General features: G+C 50.1%; 15 protein-coding genes and 2 pseudogenes. 8 read left to right on the top strand and 9 right to left on the bottom strand.

Annotated features, from left to right (window positions below):
- Positions 1-303: 303 nt before the first annotated feature.
- Positions 304-1,251 carry an alpha/beta fold hydrolase gene (locus ACI0FR_RS03200; protein ID WP_404906590.1) on the top strand — a complete coding sequence of 316 codons (948 nt, stop codon included), beginning with the start codon at positions 304-306 and terminating at the stop codon, positions 1,249-1,251.
- Here the strand turns inward: ACI0FR_RS03200 and ACI0FR_RS03195 are convergent.
- Positions 1,236-1,925: a D-lyxose/D-mannose family sugar isomerase gene (locus ACI0FR_RS03195; protein ID WP_404906591.1), complete on the bottom strand. Its 690-nt coding sequence runs from the start codon at positions 1,923-1,925 to the stop codon at positions 1,236-1,238. The genes ACI0FR_RS03200 and ACI0FR_RS03195 overlap by 16 nt on opposite strands.
- A 126-nt stretch (positions 1,926-2,051) precedes the next feature.
- Here ACI0FR_RS03195 and pncA point away from each other — a divergent pair, with 126 nt between their 5' ends.
- The 3 genes from pncA to ACI0FR_RS03180 all read left to right on the top strand — a co-directional run bounded on the left by pncA (position 2,052) and on the right by ACI0FR_RS03180 (position 5,146).
- Positions 2,052-2,654: a bifunctional nicotinamidase/pyrazinamidase gene (gene pncA, locus ACI0FR_RS03190; RefSeq protein WP_404906592.1), complete on the top strand. Its 603-nt coding sequence runs from the start codon at positions 2,052-2,054 to the stop codon at positions 2,652-2,654.
- 241 nt (positions 2,655-2,895) lie between these two features.
- A complete protein-coding gene (locus ACI0FR_RS03185) occupies positions 2,896-4,185 on the top strand; it encodes a c-type cytochrome (protein WP_404906593.1) in 1,290 nt (429 codons plus the stop codon).
- Positions 4,186-4,234: 49 nt separating this feature from the next.
- Positions 4,235-5,146 carry a c-type cytochrome gene (locus tag ACI0FR_RS03180; RefSeq protein ID WP_404906594.1) on the top strand — a complete coding sequence of 304 codons (912 nt, stop codon included), beginning with the start codon at positions 4,235-4,237 and terminating at the stop codon, positions 5,144-5,146.
- Positions 5,147-5,197: 51 nt separating this feature from the next.
- Here ACI0FR_RS03180 and ACI0FR_RS03175 read toward each other — a convergent pair whose 3' ends face one another.
- The 4 genes and pseudogenes from ACI0FR_RS03175 to ACI0FR_RS03160 form a co-directional block, all read right to left on the bottom strand.
- Entirely contained in the window at positions 5,198-6,472 is a 1,275-nt protein-coding gene (locus ACI0FR_RS03175; protein WP_404906596.1) for a glycerate kinase type-2 family protein, read from the bottom strand.
- A gap of 37 nt (positions 6,473-6,509) precedes the next feature.
- Positions 6,510-7,838, bottom strand: coding sequence for a guanine deaminase (guaD, locus tag ACI0FR_RS03170; protein ID WP_404906597.1), 1,329 nt, complete (start codon positions 7,836-7,838; stop codon positions 6,510-6,512).
- Positions 7,835-8,098, bottom strand: a pseudogene (locus tag ACI0FR_RS03165) (urate hydroxylase PuuD); the annotation flags it as partial. The gene guaD and the pseudogene ACI0FR_RS03165, both read right to left, overlap by 4 nt.
- Before the next feature lie 68 nt (positions 8,099-8,166).
- Positions 8,167-9,076, bottom strand: a pseudogene (locus tag ACI0FR_RS03160) (urate hydroxylase PuuD); the annotation flags it as partial.
- 134 nt (positions 9,077-9,210) lie between these two features.
- Here ACI0FR_RS03160 and ACI0FR_RS03155 point away from each other — a divergent pair.
- Positions 9,211-10,128, top strand: a complete 918-nt coding sequence (locus tag ACI0FR_RS03155; protein ID WP_404906598.1) for a LysR family transcriptional regulator — start codon at positions 9,211-9,213, stop codon at positions 10,126-10,128.
- Here the strand turns inward: ACI0FR_RS03155 and xdhC are convergent.
- Genes xdhC through uraH form a run of 4 tightly spaced genes read right to left on the bottom strand, consistent with a single transcriptional unit; the run spans position 10,106 to position 15,220 of the window.
- Positions 10,106-10,996, bottom strand: a complete 891-nt coding sequence (xdhC, locus tag ACI0FR_RS03150; RefSeq protein WP_404906599.1) for a xanthine dehydrogenase accessory protein XdhC — start codon at positions 10,994-10,996, stop codon at positions 10,106-10,108. The genes ACI0FR_RS03155 and xdhC overlap by 23 nt on opposite strands.
- 13 nt (positions 10,997-11,009) lie before the next feature.
- Positions 11,010-13,343 (bottom strand): xanthine dehydrogenase molybdopterin binding subunit, encoded by a 2,334-nt coding sequence (xdhB, locus tag ACI0FR_RS03145; protein WP_404906600.1) that lies wholly within the window; start codon positions 13,341-13,343, stop codon positions 11,010-11,012.
- Positions 13,344-13,367: 24 nt separating this feature from the next.
- A complete protein-coding gene (xdhA, locus tag ACI0FR_RS03140; protein ID WP_404906601.1) occupies positions 13,368-14,843 on the bottom strand; it encodes a xanthine dehydrogenase small subunit in 1,476 nt (491 codons plus the stop codon).
- Positions 14,844-14,848: 5 nt separating this feature from the next.
- Positions 14,849-15,220 carry a hydroxyisourate hydrolase gene (uraH, locus tag ACI0FR_RS03135; protein ID WP_374829281.1) on the bottom strand — a complete coding sequence of 124 codons (372 nt, stop codon included), beginning with the start codon at positions 15,218-15,220 and terminating at the stop codon, positions 14,849-14,851.
- Positions 15,221-15,386: 166 nt separating this feature from the next.
- Here uraH and puuE point away from each other — a divergent pair, with 166 nt between their 5' ends.
- From puuE to ACI0FR_RS03120, 3 genes are read left to right on the top strand one after another with little or no spacing between them, the layout of a single operon-like run.
- Positions 15,387-16,802 carry an allantoinase PuuE gene (gene puuE, locus ACI0FR_RS03130; protein WP_404906603.1) on the top strand — a complete coding sequence of 472 codons (1,416 nt, stop codon included), beginning with the start codon at positions 15,387-15,389 and terminating at the stop codon, positions 16,800-16,802.
- A gap of 2 nt (positions 16,803-16,804) precedes the next feature.
- A complete protein-coding gene (locus tag ACI0FR_RS03125; RefSeq protein WP_404906604.1) occupies positions 16,805-17,659 on the top strand; it encodes a bifunctional allantoicase/(S)-ureidoglycine aminohydrolase in 855 nt (284 codons plus the stop codon).
- Between the two features lie 3 nt (positions 17,660-17,662).
- Positions 17,663-18,154, top strand: a complete 492-nt coding sequence (locus tag ACI0FR_RS03120) for an ureidoglycolate lyase (protein WP_404906605.1) — start codon at positions 17,663-17,665, stop codon at positions 18,152-18,154.
- The last annotated feature ends 35 nt before the right edge of the window (positions 18,155-18,189 follow it).

The following is an 18,189-nucleotide window of genomic DNA, read 5'->3' as shown; positions in this document are numbered from 1 at the left end:
AATTTCAGGAAATCTTGGGTGCTTATGTAAGCTATCTGGCAGCGCGGAGCAATGGACAGACACGCAAAAGCAAAATTTTAACATTATAAAACCGGATGCGGATATTTCCGTCATCCGGTTTCCCCTCTGCTCATCCATAAAACTCATATATTCTTGAACGGAAGCTGCTAGTGCTACACACTTAACAAGTGTGCCGGTTCGCTTTAAAAGCGGAGCTGTCCGGAGCTTGCGCTTCACATTTATGTGTTAGAGTGACGCAGCTTTTAAAGTTTTGCAAGATTTTTTTCGCGGATAAATAGTCTGATGTCATTTGAAGAGATCCACGTTTTATCAAGCCCGAAGGAAAGCCGACTGGTGCTGCGCCATCAACAAGCAGAAGGCATCGCAGGCGGCATTGTGCATATCAATCACGGTTTGGCAGAACATTCTGAGCGCTACGCAGAATTTGCCAAAGCTTTGAGCCGTGCCGGTTATCATGTGTATGCGCAAGACCATCGCGGCCACGGGCAAAACATTGGAGCAAACCGCCCTAAAAGCATGTTTGCCATGCGTGATGGCGCCACCAAGGTCTTGAGCGATGTCGATAGTGTCAACCAGTTGATTAAAGAGCGGCACCCCCGCCTGCCGGTTATTCTCTTTGGTCATTCAATGGGCGGGTTGATCGCCTTTAATTATGCGCTGCAAAAGCCGGAAAATATCAATGGCTTGAGCATCTGGAACTCCAATTTCGGCAATCAATCCGAGCGGGTATTTGCGCAGTTCATGCTGAAAGTTGAACGCATGTTGAAAGGCTCGGATGTGCCGAGCCAATTTTTGCCCAAAGTGACGTTTCGCGCTTGGTCAAAAATGATCCAGCCATCGCGCACCATGTTTGACTGGCTTTCAAGCGATGAAGATGGTGTCGATGCCTATATCAAAGACCCGCTTTGTGGTTTTGACGCAAGTGTTTCGATGTGGCTCGATATTTTGCAATGGATGCAACAGGGCGACAGGCCAAAAAACTGGGGGCGGTTACCTAAAAACCTGCCGATTAATTTCAATGCAGGCGCGTTAGACCCCGCCACCAATTTTGGTCAGGCTATCAGCAGCTTTGCAGCACGCCTGCAACAGACGGGTTTTACCAATATCACTACGAAAATTTATCCCCACAGCCGCCATGAAACTTTGCTCGATCAGGAGCGCGAATTAGCGACGCATGACTTTATTCAATGGGCTGATAAAGCTGTTCAGGAATATCAAGCGAGCCAGTGATCATAATCAGACACCAGCAAATGCAGCGGCGCTTCGTCTTCTTCTACCTGTGAGAAGCGCCCGATCGGATCACGAAAGACATTATCGGTGAGGTCATCATTAACCGTTGAAACCTCACCCACCAGTACATCACCGCCCTCGCCCCAAAAAGCGTGCCAATGCTGCGGCAGCAATGTAACGCTTTCGCCGGGCTGTAATTTTAAATGTCCACCTGCCGGCAGTGTCACCATGCGCCCGTCACTTGCAACTTTCACATCGGCATCCGGATCAATCCAGCCATCGCTACGTGCCTGAAACAGTTCAATCACCAGAGTTGCACCACCGCGATTGATAATATCTTCAGCTTTGAGATTATGACGATGCATTGGCGAAAGCTGATAATGGCGCGAAATCATAATCTTCTCGGCATAAAGCTGACCGCTGCCGCGCGTTAAATCTTCCGCTCTGCCATTGCGAAGTGTGAACAAAAACAAGCCAAGCTCATCAAATTTGCCCTGCCCGTAATCGGTAATGTCCCATCCCAGCCGGTGATCACGAATAATTCGGGCATGTTGCTGCACTTGGTTTTTCAAAGCTTGCGGCGCAAAATACGCAAAAGGCGGCAAAATAAACCCAAATGAGCGAATAAACTGATCGCTCTCGCGGATGATCCGGTTAATATCGCTTCTTTTCATGACCTGCCCTTTGCGTCACAGTTAGCGCCACATTATATATCAATATAACGCTGAAAAGCGTTTTCTGCCAAAGACAAGATTTCGGGGCACAAATTGGCAGAATAAATAAAACAAAAAGGATGAAATATGATCGCACATGCATTGATTGTCGTTGATATGCAAAATGATTTTTGTCCGGGCGGTGCGCTCGCTGTTAAAGGCGGAGACGAGTTTCTGCCACTTCTCAACGCAACCATCAATGAAAGCGAACATGTGATTTTAACGCAGGACTGGCACCCGAAAGGCCATTCCAGTTTTGCCTCCTCCCATGAGGGCAAAGAACCGTATCAAACTATTATGATGCCTTATGGCGAGCAGACATTATGGCCGGATCATTGTGTACAGGGCACAAAAGGCGCGGATTTCCATCCTCAACTGAACCGTGAGCGCGCACAACTTATCATCCGTAAAGGCTTCCGCCACGGCATCGACAGTTATTCCACCTTCTTTGAAAATGACCATAAAACACCGACAGGTCTGGCCGGATATTTGCGCGAGCGCAATATCGGTGCCATCACGCTGGCAGGTCTTGCAACCGATTTTTGCGTGGCTTTTTCAGCGCTTGATGCGGTTGAACTGGGCTTTAACACCCGCGTGCGGCTTGATTTATGCCGTGCCATTGATGTGAACGGTTCACTCGCCGTGATGCTTGATAAAATGCGTCGAGCAGGTGTGGAGCTGATCGCTTAAATAATAGCTTCTTAGGCTGTCAAGAATCTGCAAGCTTTGCCATCACTTGCTGCGGCTTTTTTCATTTCCACCACTTTCCGTATATGGATTATTCACCTAATATAGCGCGAAAAAACATCAAATTTTCCTAAGAACGACAAATAACACGATAATTATTTTCCAATTGACCACAATCAATGTGGGTATGCGACAAATCTGAAAAGCATGAGTAACCTCTCAAATATGCCTTTTCGGAGGGCGCATGAAAACCCTAGTAAAATTAGCCATCGCCGGTGCGGCCGCACTGGCGGCTGCGTGGCTCTTTGCCTTATCAACGCCTTACTGGCTCACTCCCAAGCAGGAAGCGCAAGTTGATATTACCGATGCTGCCTTGATCACCAAGGGCGAATATATCGCCCGCGCCGGTGACTGCGGCGCATGTCACACAGCACCGGGCGGCAAAGAATTTGCCGGCGGCCTTGGTATGCAAACGCCGCTTGGCACCATCTATTCCACCAATATTACACCGGATAAAGAAACCGGCATCGGCAATTATTCTTATGCCGATTTTGAACGAGCTGTCCGCCAGGGGGTAAGACAGGACAATGTTCATCTTTATCCGGCCATGCCGTTTGTTTCTTATACAGTGGTCAAAGACGACGACATCAAAGCACTTTATGCTTACTTTATGTCGAAGGTAGAAGCGGTTTCTCAAGACAACCAGCCAAGCACTTTGCCATGGCCTGCCAATATGCGCTGGCCGCTGGCTTGGTGGCAGTTGCTTTTTTCCAATGGACGCGATTTTGAAATCGCCGCCAATACTGATCCGGTGCTGGAGCGCGGTGCTTATCTGGTGGAAGGCCTTGGCCATTGCAGCGCCTGCCACACACCTCGTGGTCTTGCTTACGAAGAAAAAGCGGTCAAAAACGATAAGGACGGCAAGTTCCTTTCCGGCTCGGTGCTTGAAGGCTGGTATGCGAAAAATCTGCGCGATCAGGACACCGGGCTTTCCACATGGAGCGAAGACGAGATCGTCATGTTCCTGCAAAGCGGACGCAATGACCGCACTGCCGCTTTCGGTTCGATGGCCGATGTGGTGCAGCATTCCACCCAATATCTGGAAGAAAGCGATCTGCGCGCCATTGCCCGTTATCTGAAATCGCTGCCGCCAAGCAAAGGCCGTGAGCAGAAATGGCAGCCTAAGGAAGATATCACCACAGCAGCCCTTAAAGCCGGTGACTTCTCCACCAAGGGTGCTCTGTCTTATGTCGAGCATTGCACCGTCTGCCACCGTATGGACGGCAAGGGTGCGCCACGGATTTATCCGGCACTGGCCGGCAATTCGATTGTCTTTGCCGATGATCCAAGCTCGCTCATTCAGGTGACATTGGCTGGTGGCAAAACACCTGATACCGACCACGACCTGATGGCCTTTACCATGCCGGCTTTGCTCATCTGCCAAACTGGCAGGTTGCGGAAATCCTCAACTTTATCCGCAATGGCTGGGGCAATCACGGTTCCGATATTACCGAAGCCGACATTGCCCGCATGAGACGCGAAATCGCGCACAAGCCCGTGCATTATGTTCCGGAGAATAAGCAATGAGAACCAAATCGGTTATTTTCCTCGGTGCTGCATTTGCTGTGGCCATTACCGGTTCGGCATGGGGTTTCATCAGCCTGCGCTCCAGTATGGATGCGCAGCCACTTGATGCCATCGCTGTTCTGAACAAAGAAAAAGAACAGATCGGCACATATCAGATCCCCGTTGATCATGATATTTTGAAGGAGCCGAATGCGGCAGACATTTTGCAAGGCAAACGCCTGCTCAATGAAACTGCCCGTTTGCTGCCTGATAATGTCGGCAATGGCCTCAACTGTAACTCCTGCCATTTGGCTCAAGGTAAGGTCGACAAAGCCGCACCTTATATCAACACCTCCAATTTCTACCCTGCCGTGATGCCGCGTGCGGGCAAGGAAGTGGATCTGGAAATGCGTATCAATGGCTGCTTCCAGCGTTCGATGAACGGCAAGCCGCTGCCACGTGAAGGCGCTGATATGAAAGCCATGATCGCCTATATGGATTGGCTCGGCAAAGGTGTTGCAAAAGGCACCAGCGTCAATGTTAAAGGCGCTGGCGCAATTGATGAAAACCTTATTCCCGATCCGGTCAATGGTGCGAAAATTTATGCCGCACAATGCGCTGCCTGCCACGGCAGCAATGGTGAAGGCATGAAGGATCAAGCGGGCGACTATATCTTCCCGCCGCTTTGGGGTGATGAAAGCTTCAATATCGGTGCAGGTATGGCGCGTACTTATAAGGCGGCGCAATTCGTCAAATATGCGATGCCACCGGCACAAAATTACAATCTGCCGATGGGGCAAGGTGATGTGCTGAGCGATCAGGAAGCGGTCGACGTGTCGGAATATTTCACCCACATGCCGCGTCCGGATTTTGCCGGTAAGGTCAATGACTGGCCAACGGTTAAAAAGCCGAAAGATGCCCGTTACTAAACACAATAAAAAAGGCCGGTATCAGATCAGATACCGGCCTTTTTATTATGCTCAATCCATAATTAAAATCGCGCGAAAGTCATTGACATTAGTGCCGGTGGGGCCGGTCACATAAAGATCATTGAGCGCTGAAAACGCACTCCACGCATCATTTTTTTGTAAAAAATCAGCACCATTCAGCCCTTTTTCACGCAAACGATCTATGCTCGTTCCATCGGCAAAAGCACCGGCATTATCTTCTGATCCGTCAATGCCATCCGTATCAGCGGCGAGTGCATAAATGCGGCCATCTCCGGCGATGTCCATTGCAAGCGAAAGTAAAAACTCAGTATTGCGTCCACCCTTGCCTTTGTGGCGCATAGTGACAGTTGTTTCCCCGCCCGACAATAAAATCACCGGCTTTTGAAACGGTCGATCACGCATCGAAATTTCTTTGGCGATTGCGCTATGAACATGCGCCACTTCGCGCGCTTCACCCTCTATTGCATCAGACAAAATCACCGCCGGAATATTATATTGCTCTGCGCGTGTCACTGCTGCTTCCAGCGATATGGCAGCAGACGCAATCACATGCACTTCGTGATTTTTGAAACAAGCATCATCGGCAAGCGGCGCATTGGCCGCATCTGATTGCAAATGCTGCATCACATTATCCGGCAATTTTAAGCCATATTGCACAATGATTTGCAAAGCATCATGGCGTGTTGATCTATCCGGCACGGTGGGGCCGGAAGCAACATATGCCGGATTGTCGCCTGGAATATCCGACACGATCAGGCTCACCACTTTTGCCGGAAAACAAGCTGCCGCCAGCCGTCCGCCTTTTACTTTGGAAATATGTTTGCGGATGACATTCATCGCACTGATCGGCAGGCCGGAGGCAAGCAGTGCCTCATTAACCGCCACTTCATCGTCCAAAGTCAAGCCATCGGCAGGGGCTGGCAATAGAGCGGAGCCGCCACCGGAAATGAGTGCGACCACCAGATCATCTTCAGTTAAATTTTCAACGGCTGCGAACAAGCGTTTGGCCGCTTGGCTTCCCGCCTCATCGGGCACCGGATGCGAGGCCTCGATGATCTCAATCTTTTCGCAATCGACACCAAAGCCATAGCGCGTCACCACAACACCGCTGAAATCGCCATCCCAGCATTGCTCAAAAGCGCGTGCCATATGTGCCGAGCCTTTGCCCGCACCAATGACAACCACTTTGCCTTTGGGCTTTTCAGGCAAAAAAGCTTTGATCCGAGTAAGCGGATCAGCGGCATCAACTGCCGCTTCAAACAGGGATGTTAAAAGAGCACGCGGTTCGACTGAAGGCTGCGACACGGTTTGATATCCCCTTAAATTTTGATGTTCAGCTTATCTATAAAGCTGATTTCATCGCTTTTCCGGCAATATAAACTTCTGCAACACAACGGTCATCCCCCATTGTCTGCAAAATGAATAATTCATCTTCCAGCGTTGCGGCCACATCCATGCGTAAATCCATCGCTGGCTTGGCACGTGCATCAAGCACCACAATATCGGCATCCGCTCCCACATGCAGCGAGCCGATTTTATCTTGCAAACCGAGGGCGCGGGCATTGCCGAGTGTCAGCATATAATAAGACTGCAAAGGTGATAATTTCTGGCCTTGCAGTGCCATGATTTTATAAGCTTCGCTCATGGTTTCCAACATCGAAAAGCTGCTACCGCCGCCCACATCTGTTGCCACAGAAATACGCGCACCTAATTTTGCAAAGCGATCATGATCAAAAAGCCCGCTGCCTAAAAAGAGATTGGATGTCGGGCAAAAAGCGGCAATTGCCCCCCTCTCTGCCATAAGCGACACTTCACGGTCGCACATATGTATGCAATGGCCGAGAATGGTTTTAGGCGTCAGTAATTCGTAATGGTCATAGATGTCGATATAATATTTCACGCTTGGATAAAGCGAGGTTGCAAAGGCAATTTCATCAAGATTTTCCGACAAATGCGTCTGCACATAGCAATCGGGAAATTCCTGCACCAGCGCCTTGCTCATCTCCAATTGCTCAGGCGTGGAGGTAATGGCAAAGCGTGGACTGATGGCATAATAAGTTCGTTGATCGGGCTGATGCCATGCTTCAATCAGCGCCTTGCTGTCATCATAACCCGATTGCGGCGTATCGCGTAACGCTTCCGGCGCATTGCGATCCATCATTACCTTACCGCCCACCATCAGCATATTACGCTGCCGCGCGGCAGCAAACATCGATTGTGCGCTTTGCTTATGCACAGAACAATAAGCAACCGCAGTGGTGGTGCCATTACGGATCAGTTCATCAAGAAAGCGGCCTGCAATAAAATCGGCATGGGCTGCACTTTCAAATTTTTGCTCTTCAACAAATACATAAGTATTGAGCCATTCCAGCAATTGCGCGCCATAAGAGGCAATCGCCTGCGTCTGCGGAAAATGTAAATGGGTATCAATAAAGCCCGGCATAATCAGATGCGGGCGATGATCATTTACCGCCACATCGGCACCCACATCCGCACTGGCTCGTGCCTTAACATCGTCAAAATTGCCAATATCCGCGATCTTGCCATTTACGATCAGCAATGCGCCATCGTCATAAAAGAGATGCGATGAGGCTGCATTTTCCTGAAATGGATTTTTCAAAAATGTGAGGACACGACCCCGAATAATATGGGGAGTGGTTTGAGCACTCATTGCGTTTTTCCTCTCTTCACACTCGTCTCATACCATGCAGCCAGCATGCGACGTTCTTCATCCGTAACAGCCGTAACATTGGCAGGAGGCATGGCATAGGAACGCCCTGCCTGCAAATAAATCTCGCGGGCATGGGCAGCAATTTCGCGGTCTGTTTCCAAAATCACCCCTTTAGGCGCGGTGATAATACCATCCCATGCCGGTTCTTTGGCATGGCACATCGAGCAGCGTCCTAGAATCGTATCTCTGACTTGCGAGAAATTGTCAGCCACTACAAAATTTTGCTGCGCCGGTGTCAGTTGCAAAACCTGCTCTTCATCCGGCAATGGTTTTTGTATGCTCGAAAGCCAGATAATCGCAATGAACAAAAGAACCGTTACAATCCATGTCCATGTCGGTTTGCCCTTGCCGGCATGGCGGGTGTTGAACCAATGGCGGATGGTAACACCCATCAGGAAAACCAGTGAGGCAATAATCCAATTATACTCGGTAGCAAAAGCCAGCGGATAATGGTTGGAAAGCATCAAAAAAACAACCGGCAGTGTCAGATAATTATTATGGGTCGAGCGCTGCTTGGCAAGTTTGCCATATTTGGGATCAGGGACCTTTCCGGCAATCAGATCGGCAACTACGATTTTCTGATTGGGAATAATCAGCATAAACACATTGGCGGCCATAATGGTGGCGGTAAATGCACCCAAATGCAGGAAGGCCGCGCGTCCGGTGAAAAGCTGCGTGTAGCCCCATGAAACGGCAACCAGCACGCCGTAAAGCAGCACCATAATCACCGTGTCATTTTTACCCAATCCGAATTTGCAAATCAGGTCATAAATGAACCAGCCCAGCACCAGCGAGGCAATGGAGATAAAAATAGCAACCGGTGCAGAAACATCCAGAACAGCCGGATCAATCAGATAAAGATCAGCGCCCGCATAATAAACAAGGCACAAAAGCACAAAGCCGGAAAGCCATGTGGCGTAGGATTCCCATTTGAACCAGATCAGATGTTCGGGCAAATGCGGCGGTGCGACCAAATATTTTTGAATATGGTAAAAGCCGCCGCCATGCACCTGCCACTCTTCGCCATTCACGCCTTGCGGCAAATCGGGGCGCTGGCGCAGACCTAAATCAAGCGCCACAAAGTAAAATGACGAGCCGATCCATGCAATCGCCGTCATCACATGCAGCCAGCGGGCGGCAAAACTCAGCCAGTCCCAAGCAACCGCAAAATCATACATGCGCCCCTCCCATTATGTTTTTGTTCCCATTGTTAGACAGTGCATTATGTGCCAAGGAAGTGTTGGGGGAAATGAGTGCAACTCAACGAGCACTTTCAAAAAAATATAAATAATCGGGAGCAGTTTCAGATCATATGTCGTACATAAAAAATCTGCGCGTCTTCATTCGTGTAGTGGAACTGGGCAATCTTTCTGCCGCAGGGCGTGATCAGCGCGCCTCGCCGGCCGTGGCCAGCAACCGCATCAAAGAACTGGAAAAACATTTGGGCGTGCGGCTTTTCAACCGCACCACGCGCAAATTGACGCCGACCGAACATGGGCGCGTTTTTTACCAAGGTGCGGTTAAAATCATTGAAGCCGTGGAAGAAGCTGAAGCTGCCATTACCGATATTTTACAAAACCCCAAAGGTGCTTTGCGCATCACAGCGCCTTTAAGTCTTGGCCGCACATTGATCGGCCCCAGTATTCCTGATTTTCACGCAAAATATCCCGATATTGAAGTGCGTTTGCGCCTCTCCGATCATGAAGTGGATATTATGAGTGAAGGCGTGGATGTGGCTTTCAAACTCGGCATTTTGGAAAATTCTAACTTACGTATGCGTGGCATCATGAATTGCGAACGCGTCATTTGTGCAGCGCCCGAATATCTTGAACGCCGCGGCACACCGCAAACACCCGACGATCTCATCAATGACAAACATGATTGTTTGTTGCTGCGTTTTCCGGGCTCCAAAGAATATTACTGGACACTGCAAACACCTGAGGGCTTGCGCAAGTTTGAAATTGCCGGGCCTTATGATTCCGACGACAGTGATGTTTTGACCCAATGGGCATTAAGCGGGCATGGTCTCATCAACAAGCCATTGTTTGAGGTCAAACATTATATCAATGAAGGTAGATTAGTGCCGGTTTTAACCGATACGCCACCGGTGACTATCCAGCTTGCAGCAATTTATCCGCATAAGCGTTTTCTCGATCCGAAAATCCGCCTCATCATTGATTATATGGCTGACCGCTGCCAGCGCCGCATTACCGAAATTCTGAAAAGCTGACGAGATCGTCGATGACCGGTTGATAATTAAGGGCGGCAGTCAGCACTTCAGCCGCCACCAAAGCCGCAATCACCGACGGGCGTTTGTCTTTCACCGCCACCCCACCCACCGGACAGATAAGGCGGGCAAAATTATCCCGTGCATGTTGCTTATGTTCTGTCTCTTTCAAATACCAGCTGCGGAATGTGGCGCGTTTTGACTTGGAGCCGATCATGCCGACATAGGCAGTGTCTTGACGTGCCAAGGCTTCCGAGACAATCAGAAAATCCAGCGCATGATCATGGGTCAGGATGATGAAAGAACTCCCCGCAGGCGCCGAACGCACCACTTGTTCAGGCAATGCGGTCAGGCAGGTTTCAATGCCGGTTGCCTGTGTGTTGGTGAGCTCCTGCTCGCGCGTATCCACCAGCACCACCCGCAACGGCAACAGTGCTAAAGCAGTCGCTAGCGCATCGCCCACATGCCCTGCCCCAAATACATAAACCTGTGGCCGCATGGCAATTTCGGCATCAACACTTGCAATGAGAGAAGCAGCCAAATGCGGATCCATCCTTTGCAGTTTCAACCCGACACGCCCGCCGCAGCATTGGCCGATTTCAGGCCCCAAAGGCACATCCATACCCGGGATATCCTGAATATCGGCCAAATCCGGATTGTTCAATGCGCCTAATAATATTTTGCGCGCCTGATCAATCGCCATATATTCAAGCTGGCCACCGCCAATGGTGCCGAAAATTGCATCCATTGCCACCAGCATCCATGTGCCGGCATCACGCGGCGCAGAGCCTGCCACATTGGTGACTTCCACCAGCATCACTTGCGCCCGTGGTTGCAAAAAAGCTCTGATATCGTCTTTCAATGCCGACATCTGACCCGCTCCGTTACTCGATTTTTTGCATTTTCATGCGTTGCAGCGCCATTAAAATCCGCTCCGGTGTGGCGGGCGCATCAAGGCGCGGGTTCACGCGGTAATCAGCTGTGCTGGCAACAGCCATCGACAGGGCTTCCAGCACCGAAATCGGCAACATGAATGGTGGCTCGCCTACAGCTTTCGAGCGGCGGATTGTTTCCTCACGATTGATCGACCATGACGCCAGATTAACATTGAAAATACGTGGCCGGTCGGAAGCGAGCGGAATTTTATAAGTTGACGGCGCATGGGTGCGCAAACGACCTTTATTGTCCCACCACAATTCTTCCGTGGTGAGCCAGCCCATACCTTGCACAAAAGCGCCCTCAATCTGCCCGATATCCAGTGCCGGATTGATGGATTTGCCGACATCATGCAATATATCGGCGCGTTCCATCTGATATTCGCCGGTCAGCGTATCAATGCTCACCTCAGAAACCGCTGCCCCATAAGCATAATATAAGAATGGGCGGCCTTTACCTTCATCCCTGTCCCAATGGATTTTCGGTGTCTTATAAAAACCTGCCGCAGAAAGCTGTACGCGTGCGGCATAAGCTGCCTGAATAAATTGCGGGAAACTCATGGTCTGCGCACCAAGGCGCACACTGTTTGGCTCAAAAACCACTTCTTCGGGTGCAATTTTATAGGCTTCACAAGCAAAATTCACCAGACGCGCTTTGATCTGGCGTACGGCATCTGCTGCCGCCATACCGTTTAAATCCGTACCTGATGATGCAGCGGTTGCGGAGGTATTGGGCACTTTATCGGTACGCGTTGCCGTTGCTTTGATGCGTTTCAGATCAATCTGAAACTCTTCCGCCACCACTTGCGCGACTTTGGTGTAAAGCCCCTGCCCCATTTCCGTGCCGCCATGGTTCACCTGCACCGAACCATCGGTATAAATATGCACCAGAGCCCCTGCCTGATTGAATTCGGTTTTAGTAAAAGAAATGCCGAATTTCACTGGTGTCAGCGCAATGCCGCGTTTAATGATGCGGCTGTTGCGGTTAAACTCAAGCACTTTTTCACGACGCGCGGCATAATCGGAGCTTTCCTCCAGTTCCGCCACCACACGCTGAATAATATTATCTTCCACAGTCTGATAATAAGGTGTCAGATTGCGCTCATCCGTGCCATAAAAATTGGCTTTGCGGATTTCCAACGGGTCTTTGCCCAAATAATAGCCGATTTCTTCGATCATCCGCTCGGCACCCACCACCCCTTGCGGGCCACCAAAACCACGGAAAGCGGTGTTGGAAACCGTATTGGTTTTTTGCGGGCGTGAAACAAGCCTCACATTGGGATAGTAGTAAGCATTATCAGCGTGAAACAAGGCGCGGTCTGTCACTGCACCCGACAAATCCGCACAAAAACCACAACGTGCCATGAAGCTGGCATCCACGGCTTCAATGCGACCATCATCATCAAAGCCCACCTGATAATCGACATAAAAATCATGACGTTTTCCGGTTGCTTCCATATCATCATCACGGTCGAGACGGATTTTAACCGGAGCACGGTATTTTTTCGCAGCAATCGCTGCCACACAGGCAAAAAGATTGGCTTGTGTTTCCTTGCCGCCAAAACCGCCACCCATCCGGCGCACCTGAATTGTCACCGCATGGGACGGCACATGAAGCGCATGTGCCACCATATGCTGCGTTTCCGTCGGATGCTGGGTGGAGGAATAAATCGTCACATCATCATCTTCCCCCGGCCACGCAAAAGAAATTTGACCTTCCAGATAAAAATGATCCTGCCCGCCAATTTGCATTGAGCCGGACAGCACATGCTTAGAATTTTTAAAGCCTGCAGCAATATCGCCGCGCTCCAGCTTCATCGGCGAAACCACCATCGGATAATCAGCCGCCTTTGCCTCGCGCGCATTCAGCATATGCGGCAGATCGTGATAAGTAATTTTGGCTTTTCGAGCCGCAAAACGCGCCTGCGCCCGTGTTTTGGCAATCACGGCAAAAAGCGGCTGGCCGTAAAATTCAACCTTATCTTTGATGAGAATAGGCTCGTCATTCAAACCAAGCGGGCTTAAATCATTGACGCCCGGAATATCTTTATGGGTGAGAATACCAACCACGCCTTCGCAGCTTAAAACATCTGCAAAATCCATGTCGGAAACATTAGCATGGGCGCGTTCTGAAAAGCCTAAATAGGCATGAAGCGTGCCAGCCGGTTCGGCAATATCGTCAATATATTCTGCCGTTCCCGCAACATGTTTATGGCCGGATTCATGTTTCTCATTTTCATGAGCGCCGCCTTGGATGCGTGCAATTCTCTGCATTTTATTCATCACAACCTCCCAGAAGCGATAACATCACGCCACCGCTTCGCGGCGAAGGCGCAATTCTGCTTCGCCCGTTGTTTCCAGATAAAAACGGCGCAGCAGATTTTGTGCGACCAACAAACGATAATCCGCACTGGCACGCCAATCGCTTAGCGGTGTGAAATCTTGTGGCAGTGTCGCAATAGCCACCTCTATCGCGGCCTCATCCCACATTTCCCCCAAAACCGCCGCCTCAGCCTGCGCCGCACGTTTTGGCGTACCTGCCATGCCGCCATAAGCAAAAATGGCATTTTTCACCCGACCATCCGCATCCAATTGAACAGAAAAACCGCCGCAAACGGCTGAAATATCCTCATCCATCCGCTTGGTAATTTTATAAACGGCATAATGGGAGTTTACCGATAATTTCGGGATTTCAATCGCCTCAACAAACTCGGATTTTTCCCGATCCTGTTTGCCATATTCAATAAAATAATTCTCTAAAAGCACTTTGCGGCGTGATGTATTTTTACGCAAAATGATTGAGGCTTGCAGCGCAATCAAAGCGGGTGGCGTGTCGCCAATAGGTGAACCATTGGCAATATTCCCACCAATCGTACCCATATTTCGCACCTGCTCGCCGCCAATGCGGTTCCAGAATTCGCGCAATTGCGGAAAATGCTGAACGATCAACGGATAAAGCGCCGAATAAGTCACGCCAGAGCCTAAGCGAATATGATCTGCATCTGCACTGACCTGACATAGTTCTTCCAACCCGCCAATAAACACCGCTGGCGTGATCGGGCGCATGAATTTCGTGACCCAAAGCCCGACATCAGTGGAACCTGCAACCAGCACGGCATTGGGGTTTTCTTCCAGCACTATGGCCAAATCATCAACATTGGCAGGGATGATGATTTGCTGCCCGTCCGCCTCGACCTCGACACGGCAACCATCTTTTAAACCGCTTAATTTTTCGATCATGTCGGCGCGGTGCTTAACAAGTAAATCGCCATTGAGATCGCCGGAGAGCACAACGCTTTCAGCCGCGCGGATAATCGCGGCATAACCGGTGCAACGGCATAAATTGCCTTGCAAGGCTTTTTCAATACGCGCCACACTAGGTGCGGTTTCTTGCATCCAAAGCCCGTAAAGCGACATTACAAAACCCGGTGTGCAGAAGCCGCATTGCGATGCATGGGTATCAACCATTGCTTGTTGGACAATATGCAAACCACCGGTTGGTGATTTCACCGCCTCGACGGTGACCACATGACAACCATCTAATGATCCGACAAAACGAATGCAGGCATTGACCGATTCATAATATAATTCGCCATTGAGCAAACGTCCGACCAACACCGTGCAGGCACCGCAATCGCCCTCGGCGCAGCCTTCTTTGGTGCCGCGCATTTGCCGGTCAAGCCGCAAGAAATCCAGTAATGTGTGGTCGGCAGCAACGTGATCCAAAATCACCAGCTGATCATTGAGATAAAAATGGATAAATTTACGAATGGATACGCTCATGAGCCTTAGCTCCCGCGATAGGTAGAATATGAAAAAGGGGATGCCAAAAGCGGCACATGATAATGCTGGGCGGCGTCACTCATCCCAAAACGCAACGGCACCTGATCTAAAAAAGCAAAATGCTCATTATCGCGTTTAATTTGAAAATAATCGCCGACATGAAAGACCAGCTCATATTGGCCGGCCTGCATTGCAGCGCCCGATAGCAGCGGCTCGTCGCAGCGCCCGTCATCATTGGTGCGAACATCTTTGAGCTTTAGACGCTTATCCTGATCAAGGCGATAGAGTTCAATGCGAAGATCGCTTGCCGGAACACCTTTCGCCGTATCAAGGACATGGGTCGTCAACCGCCCCGCCTTACGCATTTCAGCGTTCATGCAATTTCCTCCCCGTATTTTCTCCCTATCCTACAGTATCTCTAAATATTCGTTCCAATGAAAGCACTCTAATCAATGGATGACTTTCAAATATTTCAATGGGAATATAGCTTTCAAATTCAGCATATCATGATTTCATATTTATTGCTCGTTTCGGGAAAACTACATGAAATACCCACGTAATCTGATCGGATACGGTGCCAAACCGCCCCATCCGCAATGGCCGGACAATGCCAATATTGCCGTGCAATTTGTCATCAATTATGAGGAAGGCGGCGAAAGCTGTATTCTTGACGGTGATCCGGCATCGGAATCTTTGCTTTCGGAGATCGTCGGCGCGCAGGCTTGGGCCGGTCAGCGCAATCTCAACATGGAATCCATTTATGAATATGGATCGCGCGTCGGTTTCTGGCGGTTGCACCGCGCTTTTACCAAACGCAACATGCCGGTGACCGTTTATGGTGTCACCCAAGCGATGGCGCGCAATCCTAAAGCGGTGGAAGCAATGAAATCTGCCGGTTGGGAAATTGCCAGCCACGGGCTTCGCTGGCTCGAATATAAAGATTTTGAAGAAGAGATAGAGCGCCAACATATTCGTGAAGCGGTGCGCCTCCACACAGAGCTTACCGGCGAGCGGCCGCTTGGCATTTATCAGGGCAAGCCGTCACACAACACATTGAAACTGGTAATGGAAGAAGGCGGTTTTGTCTATTCAGCCGATTCCTACGCCGATGAATTGCCCTATTGGGTGCAAGGCGAACACGGACCGCATCTGATTGTGCCATATACATTGGATGCCAATGATATGCGTTTTGCCACGCCCCAAGGCTTCAATTCTGGTGACCAGTTTTTCAATTATCTCAAAGACAGTTTTGATGTGCTTTATGAAGAAGGTCGGGATGGTGCGCCGAAGATGTTGTCGATCGGCCTGCATTGTCGCATTGTCGGCAGGCCGGGCCGGATAGCAGCACTGAACCGCTTCCTTGATTATATCCAAGGTTTTGACAAGGTCTGGATTGCGCGCCGCATTGATATTGCCCGTCATTGGATAAAACATCATCCGGCACCCCAGAAACAAAAACCATCCATGATGGACAAAGCAGCTTTTATCGACGCTTTCGGCAGCATTTTCGAGCATTCACCTTGGATTGCCGAACGTGCTTTTGAGCAAGGACTTGATGCGAACCACGACCATGCTTCCACACTGCATGAAGCAATGGCTGCGATATTCCGTCAGGCAAGCGAAGAAGAACGCTTGGGCGTTTTATGCGCGCATCCGGACTTAGCCGGAAAACTGGCACAAGCCAAATGTCTGACTGCAGAATCCACCGCCGAGCAAACTTCCGCCGGACTTGATTCTTTAACCGATGAAGAGCGTGCCCTCTTTACCAATCTTAACCAGCGCTATGTCGAACGCTTCGGCTTTCCGTTCATCATTGCGGTCAAAGGACTCAATAAGACACAAATTCTGCATGCTTTCCAAAACCGCATCGCGCATGAGCGCGCACAAGAACTTGCCACCGCCTGCCAGCAAGTGGAACGCATCGCCTTATTGCGCCTCAACAGCATTTTACCGGAGTGATCATGACTGACGTTCAAAATAAAACCGCCACTTATTATGCCCCTCATGGCGGCCAGCCACCACAAACGCAGATCATGACCGACCGCGCTGTTTTCACCGAAAGCTATGCATTGCTGCCCAAAGGCACGATGATGGATATTGTCACCAGCTATCTGCCTTTCTGGGACAAAACGCGGGCATGGGTTTTATCGCGTCCGCTTTCCGGATTTGCAGAAACCTTCTCGCAATATATTATGGAAGTTCAGCCACAAGGCGGCAGCGACAGACCGGAACCAGATGTTGGTGCGGAAGGTGCCATTTTTGTGGTTGAAGGTGAGTTGACCATCACGCTTTCCGGCCAAAAGCACGTCATGAATGAAGGCGGTTTTGCCTTTATTCCGCCAGCCAGCGACTGGCAGGTGAAAAACAACAGCGACAATCCGGTGCGCTTTCACTGGATACGCAAGCTTTATGAGCAAGTGGACGGCATTGATGTGCCCGAAGCCTTCTTTACCAATGAAAAAAACATTACTCCAAGCCCGATGGCGCATACAGAAGGCAAATGGGCAACCACCCGCTTTGTCGATCCGCAAGATCTGCGCCACGATATGCATATGACCATTGTCACTTTTGAGCCGGGTGCGGTTATCCCTTTTGCCGAAACCCATGTGATGGAACATGGGCTTTACGTGCTTGAAGGCAAAGCGGTTTATCGTTTGAACAAAGATTGGGTAGAAGTGGAAGCCGGTGATTTCATGTGGTTGCGCGCTTTTTGTCCGCAAGCCTGTTATGCCGGAGGACCCGGCAAATTCCGCTATCTGCTTTATAAAGACGTCAACCGTCATATGAAGCTTGGTTCACCGTTTCGTAGGCCATAACCCATGCAAAATACCATTAAAATCAGCCCGTTGACGGCAGCAGCTTTTGCGCCTTTCGGCGATATTTTATGTAAAACACAAGCGCCGTCCGCCTATCACATCAATCAGGGCAATTGTCTGCGTCATCATGATCTGGCGAGGGTAGAGGCAACCGGCACCAATGCGCGGGTATTGATTAATATTTTCAGCGCCAAGCCTTATCAATTGCCATTACAGCTTAATATGATGGAACGGCACCCTTATGGCAGTCAGGCCTTTATGCCACTGTCGGGCGAGCCTTTTCTGGTCATTGTTGCCCATGACAGCGGTGACGGGCCAGCGCGCCCGCAGGCTTTCATCACCCAAAGCGGACAAGGCATCAACATCCACCGCAATGTCTGGCATGGTGTTCTGACGCCATTGAACAAACCATGTGATTTTCTGGTAGTTGATCGAGGCGGCGATGAAAACAACTTGCAGGAATTCTTTTTCCCTACTCCCTATCTCGTAGAATAAGTCTTCGCGGAAACACATAAAAAAGCCCCGCCTGT

Source organism: Paenochrobactrum sp. BZR 201-1 (assembly GCF_044987585.2).
Taxonomy (GTDB): domain Bacteria; phylum Pseudomonadota; class Alphaproteobacteria; order Rhizobiales; family Rhizobiaceae; genus Paenochrobactrum; species Paenochrobactrum pullorum.
The sequence above is the reverse complement of the archived record's forward strand: the minus strand, read 5'-3'. Positions and strand labels throughout refer to the sequence as shown.

Bases quoted from the DNA above. Each gene is read 5' to 3' on its own strand.
- ACI0FR_RS03200 (WP_404906590.1), top strand. From the start codon at position 304: ATGTCATTTGAAGAGATCCACGTTTTATCAAGCCCGAAGGAAAGCCGA.
- ACI0FR_RS03195 (WP_404906591.1), bottom strand. From the start codon at position 1,925: ATGAAAAGAAGCGATATTAACCGGATCATCCGCGAGAGCGATCAGTTT.
- pncA (WP_404906592.1), top strand. From the start codon at position 2,052: ATGATCGCACATGCATTGATTGTCGTTGATATGCAAAATGATTTTTGT.
- ACI0FR_RS03185 (WP_404906593.1), top strand. From the start codon at position 2,896: ATGAAAACCCTAGTAAAATTAGCCATCGCCGGTGCGGCCGCACTGGCG.
- ACI0FR_RS03180 (WP_404906594.1), top strand. From the start codon at position 4,235: ATGAGAACCAAATCGGTTATTTTCCTCGGTGCTGCATTTGCTGTGGCC.
- guaD (WP_404906597.1), bottom strand. From the start codon at position 7,838: ATGAGTGCTCAAACCACTCCCCATATTATTCGGGGTCGTGTCCTCACA.
- ACI0FR_RS03155 (WP_404906598.1), top strand. From the start codon at position 9,211: ATGTCGTACATAAAAAATCTGCGCGTCTTCATTCGTGTAGTGGAACTG.
- xdhC (WP_404906599.1), bottom strand. From the start codon at position 10,996: ATGTCGGCATTGAAAGACGATATCAGAGCTTTTTTGCAACCACGGGCG.
- xdhB (WP_404906600.1), bottom strand. From the start codon at position 13,343: ATGAATAAAATGCAGAGAATTGCACGCATCCAAGGCGGCGCTCATGAA.
- xdhA (WP_404906601.1), bottom strand. From the start codon at position 14,843: ATGAGCGTATCCATTCGTAAATTTATCCATTTTTATCTCAATGATCAG.
- uraH (WP_374829281.1), bottom strand. From the start codon at position 15,220: ATGAACGCTGAAATGCGTAAGGCGGGGCGGTTGACGACCCATGTCCTT.
- puuE (WP_404906603.1), top strand. From the start codon at position 15,387: ATGAAATACCCACGTAATCTGATCGGATACGGTGCCAAACCGCCCCAT.
- ACI0FR_RS03125 (WP_404906604.1), top strand. From the start codon at position 16,805: ATGACTGACGTTCAAAATAAAACCGCCACTTATTATGCCCCTCATGGC.
- ACI0FR_RS03120 (WP_404906605.1), top strand. From the start codon at position 17,663: ATGCAAAATACCATTAAAATCAGCCCGTTGACGGCAGCAGCTTTTGCG.